The sequence below is a fragment of the Pseudomonas sp. GM24 genome, assembly GCF_000282235.1.
Taxonomy (GTDB): Bacteria; Pseudomonadota; Gammaproteobacteria; order Pseudomonadales; family Pseudomonadaceae; genus Aquipseudomonas.
In genome coordinates, this window is the sequence record NZ_AKJR01000193.1 from 1 (window position 1) to 15,518 (window position 15,518).

At 59.2% G+C, this 15,518-nt stretch carries 15 protein-coding genes and 1 pseudogene; 7 read left to right on the plus strand and 9 right to left on the minus strand.

Annotated elements, in window-relative coordinates:
* Window positions 1-236 precede the first annotated feature (236 nt).
* Both PMI23_RS20905 and PMI23_RS20910 read left to right on the plus strand, forming a co-directional pair.
* Window positions 237-449 (plus strand): hypothetical protein, encoded by a 213-nt coding sequence (locus PMI23_RS20905; protein ID WP_007916539.1) that lies wholly within the window; start codon window positions 237-239, stop codon window positions 447-449.
* Window positions 446-703, plus strand: a complete 258-nt coding sequence (locus PMI23_RS20910; RefSeq protein ID WP_007916537.1) for a hypothetical protein — start codon at window positions 446-448, stop codon at window positions 701-703. Before PMI23_RS20905 ends, PMI23_RS20910 begins: the two co-directional genes overlap by 4 nt.
* Window positions 704-837: 134 nt before the next feature.
* On the opposite strand, the gene PMI23_RS20915 is transcribed toward PMI23_RS20910, so the two are convergent.
* Genes PMI23_RS20915 through PMI23_RS20925 form a run of 3 tightly spaced genes read right to left on the minus strand, consistent with a single transcriptional unit; the run spans window position 838 to window position 6,301 of the window.
* A complete protein-coding gene (locus PMI23_RS20915; RefSeq protein WP_007916535.1) occupies window positions 838-1,422 on the minus strand; it encodes a glutathione S-transferase in 585 nt (194 codons plus the stop codon).
* On the minus strand, window positions 1,419-5,060 hold the full coding sequence (locus PMI23_RS20920; protein WP_007916533.1) for an SbcC/MukB-like Walker B domain-containing protein: 3,642 nt from the start codon (window positions 5,058-5,060) through the stop codon (window positions 1,419-1,421). The genes PMI23_RS20915 and PMI23_RS20920 overlap by 4 nt, the downstream gene beginning before the upstream one ends.
* Complete coding sequence (locus PMI23_RS20925; protein ID WP_007916530.1) at window positions 5,057-6,301, minus strand: exonuclease SbcCD subunit D C-terminal domain-containing protein; 1,245 nt, start codon at window positions 6,299-6,301, stop codon at window positions 5,057-5,059. Before PMI23_RS20925 ends, PMI23_RS20920 begins: the two co-directional genes overlap by 4 nt.
* A gap of 270 nt (window positions 6,302-6,571) precedes the next feature.
* On the opposite strand from PMI23_RS20925, the gene PMI23_RS20930 reads away from it, so the two are divergent.
* The 4 genes from PMI23_RS20930 to PMI23_RS20945 all read left to right on the plus strand — a co-directional run bounded on the left by PMI23_RS20930 (window position 6,572) and on the right by PMI23_RS20945 (window position 8,474).
* The gene (locus PMI23_RS20930; RefSeq protein ID WP_007916528.1) at window positions 6,572-7,069 is read left to right on the plus strand and encodes a hypothetical protein; all 498 of its coding nucleotides are present in this window, start codon (window positions 6,572-6,574) and stop codon (window positions 7,067-7,069) included.
* 144 nt (window positions 7,070-7,213) lie between these two features.
* Complete coding sequence (locus PMI23_RS20935) at window positions 7,214-7,675, plus strand: hypothetical protein (RefSeq protein ID WP_007916524.1); 462 nt, start codon at window positions 7,214-7,216, stop codon at window positions 7,673-7,675.
* Between the two features lie 77 nt (window positions 7,676-7,752).
* Entirely contained in the window at window positions 7,753-8,094 is a 342-nt protein-coding gene (locus PMI23_RS20940) for a hypothetical protein (RefSeq protein ID WP_007916522.1), read from the plus strand.
* 35 nt (window positions 8,095-8,129) lie between these two features.
* A complete protein-coding gene (locus PMI23_RS20945) occupies window positions 8,130-8,474 on the plus strand; it encodes a hypothetical protein (RefSeq protein WP_007916515.1) in 345 nt (114 codons plus the stop codon).
* 86 nt (window positions 8,475-8,560) lie between these two features.
* On the opposite strand, the pseudogene PMI23_RS29690 reads toward PMI23_RS20945, so the two are convergent.
* A pseudogene (locus PMI23_RS29690) lies at window positions 8,561-8,719 on the minus strand (DUF899 family protein); the annotation flags it as partial.
* A 500-nt stretch (window positions 8,720-9,219) separates the two neighbouring features.
* On the opposite strand from PMI23_RS29690, the gene PMI23_RS20955 reads away from it, so the two are divergent.
* The gene (locus PMI23_RS20955; protein WP_007916505.1) at window positions 9,220-9,522 is read left to right on the plus strand and encodes a hypothetical protein; all 303 of its coding nucleotides are present in this window, start codon (window positions 9,220-9,222) and stop codon (window positions 9,520-9,522) included.
* 114 nt (window positions 9,523-9,636) lie between these two features.
* Here the strand turns inward: PMI23_RS20955 and PMI23_RS20960 are convergent, their stop codons facing one another.
* Genes PMI23_RS20960 through PMI23_RS20980 form a run of 5 tightly spaced genes read right to left on the minus strand, consistent with a single transcriptional unit; the run spans window position 9,637 to window position 15,517 of the window.
* Complete coding sequence (locus tag PMI23_RS20960) at window positions 9,637-11,274, minus strand: BatD family protein (RefSeq protein ID WP_007916503.1); 1,638 nt, start codon at window positions 11,272-11,274, stop codon at window positions 9,637-9,639.
* Entirely contained in the window at window positions 11,271-13,010 is a 1,740-nt protein-coding gene (locus PMI23_RS20965) for a tetratricopeptide repeat protein (protein WP_007916502.1), read from the minus strand. Before PMI23_RS20965 ends, PMI23_RS20960 begins: the two co-directional genes overlap by 4 nt.
* Complete coding sequence (locus tag PMI23_RS20970; RefSeq protein ID WP_007950106.1) at window positions 13,007-14,086, minus strand: vWA domain-containing protein; 1,080 nt, start codon at window positions 14,084-14,086, stop codon at window positions 13,007-13,009. The genes PMI23_RS20965 and PMI23_RS20970 overlap by 4 nt, the downstream gene beginning before the upstream one ends.
* Window positions 14,079-14,576, minus strand: a complete 498-nt coding sequence (locus tag PMI23_RS20975; RefSeq protein ID WP_007913911.1) for a DUF4381 domain-containing protein — start codon at window positions 14,574-14,576, stop codon at window positions 14,079-14,081. Before PMI23_RS20975 ends, PMI23_RS20970 begins: the two co-directional genes overlap by 8 nt.
* Window positions 14,573-15,517 (minus strand): DUF58 domain-containing protein, encoded by a 945-nt coding sequence (locus PMI23_RS20980; protein ID WP_007913913.1) that lies wholly within the window; start codon window positions 15,515-15,517, stop codon window positions 14,573-14,575. The genes PMI23_RS20975 and PMI23_RS20980 overlap by 4 nt, the downstream gene beginning before the upstream one ends.
* Window position 15,518 lies beyond the last annotated feature (1 nt).

The following is a 15,518-nucleotide window of genomic DNA, read 5'->3' on the forward strand; positions in this document are numbered from 1 at the left end:
CATGCCCACGCAGAGCGTGGGAACGATCGGAAAAAGCAAAATCAAAAGATCGCAGCCTTCGGCAGCTCCTACATGTGTGCGTGTGTTTTTCGCGGCACGATAGGTTTCTTCAAGCACGCAGATAGACCGGCTAAATAATCAACGAAGCTGATGTTTACTATGGCAAACCCTGAGTGGTTAGCGCGGCTTTTTTGATTGATTCTGTGGACATCGAAACATGCCCACGGGAGAACACCATGGCCAGCGCAATCCTTCATTCAGCCAAACGCGGCGCCTATCTGGTCATCGGTCTGTACCTGGCCGTGGTGCTGGTCGTCAGCATCGCCTCGCAGATGGAACACAGCTTCGACGCGCCGATTCAAGTCGCCCATCCCGGCGTCCAGTTCGAAGTCCGCTCGCAAAGCGTGATGGTCGATCGGGCCGAACTCGCGGGAGTCGGCGGCGCATGAAAGGCTACAGACTTTGGGTCATTGCCAGTCTGGCAATCATGACCAACGGCGCTTCATTGCTGGGAATAGGTCAAGGCTCGGTTGGAGCTCTGGCACGGGCCATAGAGGCCAATCACACCATCGCGCACAACATCGAACGGGCGAATACTCTGGGGCTGATGGCCGGCAATCCACCGGTGAAGGTCTCGGCCGATTTTCTCGGCCCGTTCGAGATAGATTGCATGGCACTCGGCATGTGCAACGCACTGGCTTGACCCTGTAGGAGTGATCGTTCCCACGCTCCGCGTGGGAACGCAGCCCCGGACGCTCCGCGTCCGATTGGAACGCAGAGCGTCCCTTGAGGCATTCCCACGCAGAGCGTGGGAACGATCAACGCAGGAAGGTAAGGTTATTTCTTCATGATCGAGGTGAACAGTTCGGATTCGAGGAAACGCTGCAACCAGGCCTGTAAGCGAACATAAGGCGTCTGCGCAAACCACTCGCGGTCAACATGGGCAAACTGCCGAACGAAGGGCAGCAGGGCGATATCCGCCAGGCTCGGATGATCGCCCAGCAAATATTCGCGACCTTCAAGCAGCTCCTCCAGCCTCTGCAAGTACAGCGCCCCCTCAGCCCGATAAATCTCCATCGGTTGCTCCGGGTAACGTTCGGCGTACTTGTAGCGATTCAAATGCACTTTGAACACCTGATCATTCGCTTCGATCAGCTCGGCAATCCGTGAATCACCCGCCAGCAACCAATCCTGCGGATCATTCTGCGCCAACGCCCAGCGCATGATCTCCAGACTCTCGTCAATCACCTGCCCACCGGCATCCAGCACCGGCACCGTGCCCTTGGGCGAGATCGCCAGCATCGCGGCCGGCTTGGCCTTGAGACTGACCTCAACGATCTCCACCGGCACGTTCGAATAACGCAGCGCCATCCGCGCGCGCATCGCGTACGGGCAGCGGCGGAAGGAATACAGCGTGTTCATTTCACCTCCAGCGTGCTCAAACCATTGCCCTGACGCTGCACCTGAATCTGCACCGGGATCCGCTCGTGCATTTCCTGCACGTGGGAAATCACCGCCACTTTGCGGCCCTGTGCCTGCAAGCCGTCCAGCGCATCCATCGCCAGTTGCAGCGACTCTGGATCGAGGCTGCCGAAACCTTCATCGATAAACAGCGACTCGATCTTCAGCGTACTCGACGCCATTGACGCCAAGCCCAGAGCGAGGGCCAGCGACACCAGGAACGTCTCGCCGCCAGACAACGAATGCACCGAGCGCAGTTCATCGCCCATTTCCGTGTCCATCACCAGCAAACCGAGCATGCTGCCGCCGCGTTTCAGGCGGTAGCGTTTGACCAGTTGGCGCAACTGCACGTTGGCGTGGTGCACCAGCAGGTCGAGGTTATAGGCCTGGGCGATCTTGCGGAAGGTGTCACCGGTGGCCGAGCCGATCAAGGCACTCAGGCGCGCCCAGCGTTGATACTCGGCATACGCCGAGGCAATCTGCTGGGCCAGCGCCTGATTGGCGTTTTGCCGGCGCTGGTCTTCGGCCTGTTCGGCACGCAATTCGGCGCACTGTTGCTCGCTGAGGTTGAACTGGTTTTGCAGCTCGGCGAGGGCACTGGCGAGTTGTTCGGCATCGAGGTTGCCGTTGTGCTGCGCCTGATGATCGAGCAGACGCTGGTCACGCTCCTGCAACAACACCTTGGCTTGTTCGATGGCTTTTTCATTGTGTTGCAGACGCTGACGCAGTTCGGCGACTTGTGCGTCGTCAACTCGCAACAGGTCTTCGAGGCCACCGTCATCCAGCTCAGGGTGGCGGGCGCGCCAGTCGGCAATCTTGCCGGCCAGATCCTGCTCTTCGTTTTCCAGGGCCTGCAAACGCTCCTGCTGCGCCTTGAGCTCGGCGGCGATCTGCACAAGCTGCGTGCGCACGTTTTGCAGTTCCTGCGCGGTAGCGGTTTCGGTATTGCGCGCCTGCTCGACCGCTTGCTCAAGTTGCTGCTGCCAGTGTTCGGCGCTGCTGTGTTCGCCGAGCAGTTGCGCGAGTTTCTGCTGGCAGGTGTGCTGCTGCTCGGTCAGCGCAGTGAATTGCTGTTCGACGCTGAGCAACTGCTGCGCGCGGGTCTGTTGGCGATCCTGTTCTTTCTCCAGCGTTTGTTGACGCTGCTGTTGCTCGGTCTGTTCTTCCTTGTGCTGTTCGACCTGCGCCAGACGTTCGGCGATCTGCCGGTCAAGCTGCATGAACGTTGCCGCCGGCTCCTGGCGCAGGGCTTCAAGGGTGTCGGCCGGCAGCAGATTGCCGAACGCGGTGAGTTCTTCGTCGAGGCGCTGACGGTCGCTGCTCAGCTCGCGCTGCTGATTGCTCAGGTGCTGCGCCGCTTGCTGATGCGCGGTTTCGGCCTGACGCAATTGCTGGGTCAGACGCGCGGCGTCCTGTTGCAGGGTGAGCAGGGCGCTCTGGCGTTGTTCGTCCTGAGTGATGCTCTGGTTCAATTGCTCGTTTTGCCGGGCGAGCCAGGCATCGCGCTTGTCGGCGTCCTGATTGAACAACTGTGCGGACAGCGGATGCGCATCGAGGCTAGGCGCCAACGCTTGCTGCTGGGTGGCCAGTTGTTCCTGCTGTTGCAGCAATTCTTTCTGCTGAGCAATGACGCCACCGACTTCGGCGCGCAGTTCGATGAGTTTTTCCTTGAGCTGATCGACCACCTGCTGGGCGTTGGCCTGCTCGCTTTCGTCGTGGCGACCGAGGCTTTGCAGCAGCGCTTCGGGCTGATGATACGGGTGCTCGCTGCTGCCACAGACCGGGCACGGCTGATCGTCCTGCAACTGCGCGCGCAACTCTTCGACGCTGGCACTGCGCGCCAGGCGCTGGCGTTCGAGCAGCTCGCGGGTGACATTGAGGGTTTGTTCGGCGACGGTCAGCTCGGCTTTGCTTTTCACGCCGTCCTGCGTCAGGCGTTCGCGTTCCTGCTGGGCGCTGAGCTGACGCTGTTGCAACTCACTGCTGCGCTTGTCCAGATCCTGTTGCGTGGCCCATAGACGCGACAAGTCTTCGAAGGCGCGCAGTTGCTTGCGGTTGTCCTGCAGCAGCGTGCCGAGGAGACCGATCTGTTCGGCGACGGCATCGGGTTCGGCGCCAGCCTCTTTGAACAGCACTTCCAGTTGCTGTTTCTGCGTGGTCAGTTCTTCAGCGCTGCGGGTGGCGTTTTCTTCAAGGCTCGCCAGTTCGGCCTGGCCTTTGTTCAAGCGGTTGCCGATCAGCATCAGCTGTTGCAGGCGATCGCGGTAGGCATTCCACGCGTCGCTCAGCGGCGCCAGATGAGCGCTTTGCTCAAGCTCGGCGGCAATGCGTTGCAAGCGCTCGGCGACCTGCGTCTGTTTTTCCAGCAAGGCTTGAATGGCGTTCTGGCCTTCGGTGCAAGCCTGCTGCGCATTGAGCCTGGCTTCGCCACTTTGCGCGACATCTTTGGCCAGACGGGCGAGGGTGCTTTGCTCTTCGAAGGCCTGACGCAACAGCGGCGCGTTTTCACTTTGCCGTTGCTGTGCTTCGCTCAGGGCGACTTTTGCTGCTTCGAGATCCTGCTCCAGTTGCGTCTGGCGCTCAGTCAGTTCGGCGTGTTGCCGGGTGTGCGCGGCTATCTGCGCGGCCAGTGGCGTCAACAGGGCATCGAGTTCGCTTTTGCGCGCGAACTGGTGCCGTTGTGGTCCGAGTTGCTCCAGGCGTGTCAGCTTGACCCGCTCGCCAGCCAGACCTTCCGATTGCTGCTGTGCGCTGTGCAATTGCTCGGTGGCGGCCTGTTGCGCGTCCTGCAACACACGCAAATCCTTGAGCCAGGCGTGCTGCTGCTCAAGTTGTTTGAGCTGCGCCTGCTGCAACTTCATTTGCTGTTGCGCAGCATTGAAACGCTCATCCAGCTCGGCCCGGGCTTCGGGCGCTAACGGGGTCACGCCGGTAGCCTGATCCTGCAACAGCTTGTGCGCTTCGCGGGCCTCTTTGGTCTTGTCGAAGGCGCGGCGGCCGAGGCGGGTGTACAGCGCGGTGTCGGTGAGTTTTTCCAGCAGTTCGCTGCGGTCGTTGTCGTCTGCCTTGAGGAATGCGCTGAACTCGCTCTGCGCCAGCAGCACGGCGCGGGTGAACTGTTCGAAGTTCAGGCCGAGTGCAGCTTCCAGTTGAGTTTTGTATTCGCCTTTCTGGCTGGCGAGCAGTTGATCCTGATCGATATCGCGCAGGCTCTGCCGGCTGGCCTGCAACTTGCCGCCGGCCTTCTCGCGGGCGCGGTTGGCCTCCCAGCGCGCCCGATAACGACGGCCATCGACACCGACGAAATCCACTTCGGCATAACCTTCGCCAGTACCGCGACGCAGCAAGGTGCGCGGGTCGCCGGTGGCGATTTCGCCGTCGGCATCCGGGACTTTGGCGTCGCGGCCAGTGTTGTTCAGACGCGGCACGGCGCCGAACAGCGCCAGGCACAAGGCGTCGAGCAAAGTACTTTTACCGGCGCCGGTCGGGCCGGTGATGGCGAACAAACCGGCACTGGCCAGCGGCTCAGCGGTGAAATCAATCTCGAACGGCCCGGCCAGCGAGGCTAGGTTCTTCAAACGAATGGCGAGAATCTTCATGGCTGCTCGCCCTCCAGTTGTACGTCTTGTAGCAGTTCGGCGAAGTCCTTCAGCGTCTGCTCATCGACTTCACTGCCGTAGTTATCGAGCCAGGCGCGGCTGAACAGTTCTTGCGGGGTGAGCTGGTCGAGTTCGATCAGCGCGCTGCCGTCCTCCGAACCGTCAGCGCCACGGTTGCCGGCGTATTCGGCGGCGATGCGCACCAACCGCACGGCTTTGCCTTGCAGGGCGCTTTCGACTTGATGACGCAAATCCGGCTGCGGTTCATCGAGGGTTACACGCACTTCCAGCCATGGCTGGCGTTGGGTTTCGGCGAGCAGATCGATGTTCGGCAGATCGGCCAGTTGCAGCAGAATCTCGGCAAGCGGTGCCGGACCGATGCGCTGCAGATTGACCGAGCGCGGAATCAGTTTCGGCTCGACGCTGACCAGGGTTTCGCCATCAAGGGTGACGTCGAGAATCTGGTGCTGATAGCCAATCTCCGAAAACGACAACGGAATCGGCGAACCGCTATAACGAATGCGCTCTTCTGCGTTGACCTTCTGCGGCTTGTGCAAATGGCCGAGGGCAACATAGCTGATGCTCGGGCCGAACAGGCTGGCGGGCAGGGCCTCCGCGTTACCGATGATCAGGCTGCGCTCAGAGTCTTCCGACACTGAACCGCCGGCCATGTGCGCGTGGCTGATGGCAATCAGCGCCTGACCGGGTTTGCGCTTGGCGTTGGCCGCTTCGATCAGCCATTCGTGCACCTGACCGATACCGCGCAAATAGTTGTCGCCCAAGTGTGCGCCAGTCACCTCCGCCGGGCGCAGGAACGGCAGCGCCAGGCACCATGCAGCGACTTCGCCGGTTTTATCCGGCAACGGCAGCAGCAGGCGTTCGGCATCCAGTTGGCCGTCATCCAGCCACAACACCCTCCCCAGCGCATGCGTGCGCAAACGGCGCATCAGCGGCGCGGGCAGTTCGATCCGCGAGCCGGAATCGTGGTTGCCGGCAATCATCACGATGGTCAGCAACGGCTGCTGCTCGTGGGCGCTGACGATGAAGTCGTAGAGGCGTTCCTGAGCTTTGACCGGAGGATTGACGGTGTCGAAGATGTCCCCGGCGATCAGCAGCACATCCGGCTGCGCCAGTTGCAGTTGGCGCAGCAGCCATTCCAGGAAGCACGCATGCTCGAAATCGCGCTCCTGGCCGTGCAGGTTTTGCCCAAGGTGCCAGTCGGAGGTGTGGAACAGACGCAAGGTGGACTCCGCAACAATTAAATAGGTGATGGCCGCGAGGAAATGATGGGCGGCGAAAGAGGGGAGAGTTTACAGATTATTGCGGCGGGAGGGCTTGTCCGGACGGGACGTAGCCGGGCATTTCGACGAATCCCTTCATTGACGACCCAACGCCGGTTACCTACCATTGAGCCACTATATTGATATCATTTTGAGATCGAACAATCCGTCGGGCTTCTACCTCCGCGCCACGATAGCTCACACAGCGATATAGAGTTTGGAGCAAGTGCAATGAAACGGGTCAATTCGATACCTTCTGTTACTGACACCCAAGCGTATTGTTCCTGGAAAAAACAATGGTCTAGCCAAGAAGATCTGGATGTTCATTCGTACATCTTTGATCAATGCAGGCCCGACCATGTTTTGATGTTTTCCAATATGCTCTTCCCTGACTTTGTGGTAGCCGAGGGTGGTGTATTTTTAGGACGAAATTTTTCAGACGAAGTGTTTGACAGGTGTTTTGCCCTTGCCTCCGGTGATCTTTCAAAGACTGAGCAGTTATTGAATGTTGTGAGGATCTATGACGTTTTTGGTCAGGGTGCCCGTGATGTTTCGGATGATGTTTTTCTTCAATTGTGCAATGTGATTGGTTTTTCGTGGCGCATGGTGCTGAAAGAGAAGTTTCCAGAGAAGATCTTCTGTGTAGAGGTGTCGAACTCAGAGCAGAACTATGGCCCGGATATTACTTTCTACCAGGTTGGGCCACTGAGTTTGGGATCCGGAAAATGAGACGTCAGCACTTGGAGCAAGAGGCGGATTTTTATGGGACTTCGAGAAAACTCTCGTCTTTGGATGAGTGGCATCTATCCGTGCGCTATACACCCGTGCAGCACCTGGTGCTTGGCGGAGTGGCGTGATGCTTGAGGGAGGTGTGTGAAACTTAACAGTGAAATGGAGCAAATGCTCGTTCGTGCGGGACGTACTTCTCTGGACGGCGAGTTGGCGGATATCGCAAGGTCCGGTTTCGTGGAACGGGATGGCTGTGTTTTTCTGGCGAGTCTGGAAAGCGTCCAGAAGCATGTAAGCCTAAAGAATTTCCTAGATAGAACGGGTTATGAATGTTTCGTAAATTCGATCCATGCCGATGATTATGTAAACGCTGATTTTTTGGCATGCGCGTGCTCGTACCTGTCTTTAGTGTTTGAGGCGTGGAACAAGTCATGTATGCCGGGAGTTCTGCAGGGAGTCATTTCGGGTGACGAATTCGATGCGACGGTGAAGTTTCATCTGCTGCGCCCAGGGGAAACCTGGCTGAGCGATGACCTTGAGGGGTATGAGGACGCAATGCTTACCGTTGAATCGAGTGACAAGGGGTTTCTTGAGGCATACGAGTAAATGATGGGGACAGACCACGTTTAGAAAGTACTCCGAAAACGTAGTCTGTCCCCGTTTTACTATGAGAGAAAATTGAGATGAATGATTTTGAGTCGGTGAAACAGCTGATCATCGAGCTGATGAAAGAAAAGGCGGGTAGCTTTGATGGCAATAGTTTGGAGGCCGATTACAAGCTGGACTGGGAGGTTGAACTTTCCGAAAGGTTGGGAAACGCTCTCTACAATATGTCCAGAGCGGCATCCGCCAAGGAAAATGCAGAAGATGTCATGTTGAAAGTTGCGCTGATGAATTCACGTGTGGACTTCATGGATCTGGCTAATTTTTTCCGCGATATTTATGACGATCTCGATGCGCTGGTAAAAAAACCTTTTTGGCCGGAAATCCCCAAGGGTTTTGTTTACGAAAAAATTTCGGATTAAGAGGCTGCTGGCTGGGGTGTAAACGGGGGAATAGGATGAGTGAAGACGAAATTTATCGCCAGATCGGCCAAATTCTGATTGACACTGCTCCTGATGCAGCGAGTGCGGTTATCGTTGAGGCTGAACTTTCACCCGAGGATGATCATTGTAAGTTGTTGTTTGACTATATTGATGGCAATGGAGAGAAAGATTGGTTCAGCCCAGGCAGCCCAGAGGTCGATGTTGGTATTCATGAAAACCTGATAGCGCTGAGGAATCTCTATAAAGCGCAAAACATGACATCCGGGCTACCGGTTTGGAACAGCTGTGTTGTCACGTTGGATACCGTGCTGGGGAAGTTGAAAATTGATTTCAACTACATTGCGCCAGAAGAAGGTTGAGTGTTTTTTTCCTGTAAAGCCCTGGGAGATTTACTCAACGTAAATCTCCCAGGTTCAGCGCTATCTCCATGAAGTGGTGGAATCTTTTATCGTTCATGGCATCCGCAGGATTTTGTCTCATTATCATACCGATCATGATACCGCACCCACTCCATGATCTCGTCCTCATTTCTGCCCTTGGGCGTGAGGTCGAGGTAGTTGTAGGCGCCGACCAGCATGTCCAGACCACGGGCATAGGTTGAATAGGCGGAGGATAATGGGGCAGACCACGTTTAAATAAACGTGGACTGTCCCTGAGGGATCTTTCGTGGGTGTGACTCCAAAATCGCCATAAGGCAAAACTTGAACAGAAAAAGGACACTTCAGTAGCCATGCCAAAATTTGCTTGTGTATGCGGTCACGTCATTAACCTGTCTCAAGGGACGTCCGAGTGTGAAATGTCTCTGGTCGCTGAACAGAAGATAGATGAAATTGGCTATGAGCTGTCAAATCGCTGGCTGTCTGAAGACGAATTCTACGAAGCGATAGACCAAGGGGCTGTTACGGTTTATCGATGCCAGCAGTGCGGGCGGCTGCACGTGGACCAAGGTGGTGGACAGTTTTCTTCCTATATAAAGGAAGTGAATTAGTTGCACGGGATTGGGCGATTGAAGTAGACGGGATGTCGAGGCCAACTGTGTCGAGCTTTTCCGCGCACACTTAAAAGAGGGGATGATTGGTACAATCAATTTCCGGAGGTCAAAGAGTGATTGCAGAAGATTTTGAACTTGTGACAGCCATTTTTCAGCTGGTTGAGGCCGGAATTGTTCACGGTTATGACGCTTTTCGATACCGCGTTGAATGGGGGGGGAACTATATGGAGGCAGACCTCGCCGTTGAAAAAAATGGCTCAGAAATCTGGGACGCTGAAACTGATTTCAACCATTCGAAAATCTATGCGCTTGTAGAAAAATTACACGAGCATGCAGTCGCTCGCGGTGAGCCCTGGAAGGCATTTGTTCTCTCCTATCGCGAAGGCGAACAAGTGAAAACGAAATTCGACTATTGATTCCGATTGTCTTCAGCCTTTTATCCCTAAAGCAAAATCAAAAGATCGCAGCCTTCGGCAACTCCTACACATACCCTCTGTAGGACCTGCCAAAGCCTGCGATCTTTTGATCTTTTACTTCGGATAAAGCGGCGGCAACCCGCTGTCACCCACCGGGTCCTGCACCCGTTCCGCCGCGGGAATCGTGCGAATCGCCCGCCACAAATCCTCACCCTGCCAATGCTGGCCCGTCTCGCTGTACAGCGCACCATTCAACCCATCCAGCGCATCCGACAACGGCACAAACCGCGCTGCCATATCCGCCAGTGTCTCCGGCTGCTGACGCGCCCACGCATCCAGTGCCTGCCGCGTCGCTTGCGGATCATTCGCTTGGCTCGCGCGTTTGATGTCATCCATCAGCGTGCGTGGGCTCGGGCCGGTTTGTGCGGCGCGGTGCACGGCCGGTTGCCAGCGGGCGCGCCACCACAGGCCGAAGCCGAGGAGGGTGGTGCAGGCGAGGATCAGGGTGCTGAGTTTCCACCACCACAACACATCGTTATCGACGACGCTCGGTTGCAAATTGCCGGTCGGGGTGTCGACTTGCAGGCTTGGGTTATTGGCCACTTGCAGGGTGCGCGCCGGCAGGCTGCTGTGTTCCAGGTGATCTTCAAAGGTGTTCCACCAGACCACGTCCACCGTCGGCAAATCGATGGCGCCGCTGCGGCTCGGCACCAGCGCTTCGCGTTCTTCGCGGCTGCCGACAATGCCCCGGTCAGTGCTCTGGTTGCTCAGCACCGGTTGGTCGGGGTAGCGGCGCAGGCCGTTGACGTCGGTGGCGGGCAGCGCCGGCAATTGCGAGGCGGCCAGGCCTTCGACTTTCAACGTCAGGCTGCGGGTCAGGGAATCGCCGACCTGAGTGTGTTCCGGTTCCGGGTTCCAGCTTTCGCTGAGACTCAGGCTGCGTGCGGGCAGCCACGGCGCGTCGACCGGGTAGGTCAGGGGCTTGGGTTTGACGGTCAGGGGGATTTCGGCGGAACTGACGCGCATCAGTTTGCCCGGCTTCGGCCCCTGCGCATTCGCGTCCTGTGACGGCTGCGTATCGACCAGTGTCGCGCTGAAGGTCTGCGGCGCAATGGTCAGCAAACCGCTGTGTTGCGGGTAGATTGCATAGCGCATTTCGATCACGCCATGGCGCACACCGTTGAGGTCTTTTTCGTAGGTGCGCGTGTCGCCCAATTGTTCGATGCGCGCATCGGCGATTTGCAGCGGCGTCAGGCTGCTGTCGTCGTACAGCGACACCGAATGGTAGATGCGCAAAGTCAGGATCGCCTGCGCCTGCACATAGACGCTGGACTGATCGAGGCTGGCTTCGATGAACACCGGATCAAGGCTGTTCTGGTTCTCGCGGGTGTCGCTTTCGACCACTTGTACGGTGATCGGCTGGCTCTGCGCGTCGCCCAGTTGCAGCGGCGGGATCACCACGCTGCCGTTCTCTTTCGGCAGCAGGGTGATGATCCAGCGCGTGGTCGCGCGGTTGTCGCCATTGAGGGTATTGAGCTGGTTGACCTGCCGCGTGCCGCGCACTTCGAACAATGCCTCCAGCGCGGTCAGATCGGGTTTGCCGAACTGGGTGACGTCGCTGGTTTCGAGGGTGAGTTCGACCGTCTCGCCGGAGTTCAGGCGACTGCGATCCACACTGGCGGTCAGCTCGGCCGCCTGGGCGGTGGCCGTGCAGAGCAGCAGGGGCAGCAAGAGAGCGGTGAAGCGGGTCATCGAGTGTTTTCCTGATCCTGATGTTGTTGCTGTTCGTACCAGAATTTGCGTCGCAGCAATTCGCCCGGATCATCCGGGATCTTGCCCAGCCATTGCTCCAGTGCCTGACGCTGTTCGCCTTGGAGGTTGTCTTCACTCGGGCGCAGCGTCGGCACGGTGTCCGTTTGTTCTTCCTCGTCGCTGCCTGGCACTTCGTTGGGGCCTGGCTGCGGCGGCGTGGTCGTTGGCGGTTCGCTGGCCGACTCGACAGGCTGCGACGGGCTCTGGGTTTCACTGTTCACGGCGGGCGGCGGCGTGGTCGCGGGCGCTGGTTCGTCGCCCGGCAGACTTTGCTGTTCGCTCGGCTGGGTGTCCGGCTCGGCCGGCGGCGGCGTGTTTTTCTGCTTGAGCAGGTTTTCCACCAGCGCCTTGTTGGTTTGCGCCGGGCGCAAATCCGGTTGCAGCTCCAGGGCCTGCTCATAGGCGTCGATCGCTGCTTCCAGCTCACCGCTTTTTGCCAAAGCATTGCCACGATTGTAGTGGGCGCGGGCATCGCTGCCTTCGGCAAAGCGCTGGGCGGCGCCACTGTAGTCGCCGGCTTCGTACAACGCCACCCCTTGCCATTGGTGATCGTCAAAATGCTGCGCGGCTTCGGCCGGGCGCTTCTGTTTGAGCAGGTGCAGGCCCTGTTGATCGGGGCGCAGCCACAAATCCTCAAAGTCAAAAGCGTAGCTCGGCTGCGGCAGACACAGCAGTAACGGCAGGCAGAACAACCAGCCACGACGCCCGGCGCAGGCGGCGAGCAACAACAGCGGCAACAGCAGCCAGTAACCCTGATCGGCCCAGGTATCGAGACGCACGGTCTGGCCATCGTCGCGCAGACTGCGTGGACCGTTAAGCAGGCCGAGCGCGCCTAGATCCGCTTCGTCGAGTCGGGCAGGGTGGTATTCGCCGCCGACGCTGTTGAGGAATGCGCTCAGGCCCGGACTGTCGAGTTGCGGCACGCGAATCGCGCCTTGCTCGTCCTTGAGGAAACTGCCGTCCTCCTGAGCAATCGGCGCGCCTTCAGCGGTGCCGATGCCGAGCATCAACAGTTGTGCCGACTCACCGTTGAGGGCACGCCGAATGCCCTGACGCTCCTCTTCGTTCAATGACGAGCCGATCAGCAAAATCCGCCCCTGACCGAGCGCGCCCTGTTTCAACAAGGCCAGCGCTTTGCTCACGGCCAGATCGGCGCGATGGCCGCTTTCTGGCATTAACGATGGCTTGAGCGCATCGAGCAGATTGCGACTGGTCGCCAGGTCATCCGACAGCGGCACCAGCGTGTGCGCGCTGCCGGCGTAGACGACGATGGCGGTCTGCGCATCGCTGCGCGCCTGCAACAGGTCGAAGAGCTTGCGCCGCGCTTGTTCCAGTCGCGTTGGCGGCGAGTCGGTGGCGAGCATTTCCGGGGTCAGTTCCAGCACCACCACCAAGGGATCGGCGGGCTTCTGGCTGGTCTGTTCGACGCGCTCCCAACTCGGCCCGAGCAGCGCCAGAATCGTCAGCAACCACGCCACGCCAAGGGCGATCCACGGCAGTTTGCTGTCGCGACCACTGCCGCCACTGAGCAGGGTGGCATGAAAGGCCGGCGGCAAAATCATCTGCCAGCGCCCGGCGCGTTTCTGCCGGTGCCAGAGTTGCCAGATCAGCCAGCCGAGCAGCGGCAGCAACAGTAACCACCACGGACGGAACCAGTGCGGCCAGAGCGCGATCATCGGCGCCTCCGCAGACGCAGGCGCTTGAGGCGCTCGCGCCAGTCAGGCAGTGGACTTTGCAGATACAGTTCCTTGGTGAACAGGCGTTGCAGCGGGTTGTCCGGCCACAATTCACGGGCGACCAGCAACAGGCTCAACCATAACGCCAGCGCCAAAGGCCAGTGGTACAGGGCTTGTGCCGGGCGGGCCTGGGTCGGTTGCTGGGTGACCGGTTCGAGTTGATCGAGGGTGTCTTTGATGGCTTGCAGTTCTTTGCCATCGTGGGCGCGGAAATACTGGCCGCCGGTGACTTCGGCGATGGCTTTGAGCGCCGGCTCGTCGAGGTCCAGGCTCGGATTGACGCCCAGCAGACCGGTCGAGCCGCTGTCCTCTGGATTGGCACCGATACCGATCGGGTAGATTTTTACGCCTTCGCTGGCGGCCAGTTTTGCCGCCGTCAGCGGATCGATTTCGCCGCCATTGTTGGCGCCATCAGTGACCAGAATCAGTACGCGACTTTGCGCCGGGCGCATGCGCAGGCGTTTCAGTGCCAGACCGATGGCATCACCGATGGCGGTGTTCTTGCCGGCAATACCGATGCGCGCTTCGTCGAGCCAGACGCGCACGGTGTGGCGATCAAACGTCAGCGGCGCTTGCAGATAAGCCTGACTGCCGAACAGGATCAGGCCGACACGGTCGCCATCGCGGCTTTCAAGGAAGTCGCCCAGCAGATGTTGCACCAGCGTGAGACGACTGACCTCTTCGTCCTGCCATTGCATATCGGGGAAATCCATCGAGCCGGACACGTCCACCGCTACCAGCAGATCACGCCCGCTGGCAGCAATCGGCAGTGGTTCGCCGAGCCATTGCGGGCGGGCGGCGGCGGTCAATAGCAACAGCCACAACAGCATGAACGGTGCTTGCTGGCGCCACGCCGGCAGGTTGGCGCGGGCGCGGCGGCGGGCGAGGCCTTCCAGATCGGCGAGAAAACTCACTTTCAAGGCTGGCTCGCCACTGTCCGCCACTGGCAGCACCAGACGCATCAGCCACGGCAGCGGCACCAGCACGAAGATCCACGGCCAGGCGAACTCAAACATGTTTGCGAATCCACGTGTCGACAGCCTGGGTCAGGCCGGCGATCGCTTTGTCGTCGAGTTTGCATTCCGGTTTGTACGCGCCTTCGACCAGCACCATCCAGCGCGTCAGACCGGCCGCCGGACAACGGTTGTCGAGAAAGGCCAGCCATTTACGCCCGTTGAGGGTGTGGCTCTGGCTGTAGGGGTAATGGTTGCGGCACAGGCGTTTGAGCAGGCCGTTGAGTTGCTGCAGCCAGGCACCGGCCGGGGCGCCGTCGTAGGGTTTGGGCATTTGTGCGAGTTCAGCGAGGGCGGCGACGCGCACCGGGTCGAGCGGCTGCTCGGCACGGACGATCGGGCGTTTCCTCATGGGAATGAAGCGGCGCAGCTTCCACACGGCGAAACCGAGCAGCGGCAATAACAACAGGAGCAGCCACCAGCCCGGCGCCGGCGGCCAGAAGGCAATCGGTGGCGGCGAGATCAGCGGTTGCAGTTGTTCGAGGCCGTTCATCGACCTTTCCCCGGACGCTGCGGATTGAGGAATTCGCGCATCTGCTCGACCATTTCACTTTGCGTGCTCAGCGGCATCAGCAACACCCGCAGCTTTTGCGCGAGCAGTTCCCAGCGAGCGATGCGTGCTTCGGCCTGGGCACGATAGGTCTGGCGCAGCTCGAAGTTCAACGTGTCGAGTTCCAGTTGCGCACCGCGTTGTGCGAAGCGCAACAGCCCGGCGGCGGGCAGGGCGTGATCCAGCGGATCGGAAATCGGCAACATCAACAGGTCGCAATGACGCGATAACAGGCTGAGCTGTTGCTCGGCGCTGTCGGACAGTGCGCGTTCGTCACAGATCACGATGGCCAGGCTGCCTGGACGCAACACTTCGCGGGCACGGCGCAAAGCCACGCCAAACGCATCGCGATCCGGCTCACGCTCGCTGTGCAGCGACTGGTTGACCTTGACCAGACGGTTGAGCAATTGCAGCAGGCTCTGTTTGCTGCGTCGAGGTTTGATTTCGTAGTGCTCGTTGTCGCCGAATACCAGCCCGCCAACCCGGTCATTGTGGCCAAGTGCGGCCCAGCCGATCAGTGCCGCGACTTGCGCCGCGAGGACCGATTTGAACATCAGCCCCGAGCCGAAAAACAGCCGTGTGCTTTGCTCGACCATGATGAAAATCGGCCGTTCGCGTTCTTCATGGAACAGCTTGGTGTGCGGCTCTTGCGTGCGTGCGGTGACGCGCCAGTCGATGGTGCGCACGTCGTCGCCGGCCTGATAGACCCGCACCTGATCGAAGTCGACGCCACGGCCACGGAATTTCGAGTGATGCAGGCCGATCAGCGGGCTGCGCTGACTCGGCGTGGAAAACAGCTGCACCTCACGCACACGGTGACGCATCTCGATCAGCTCGGCGAGGCTGACGCGGATGCCCGGTTCGGACGGCAGGGAGGCGTTCATG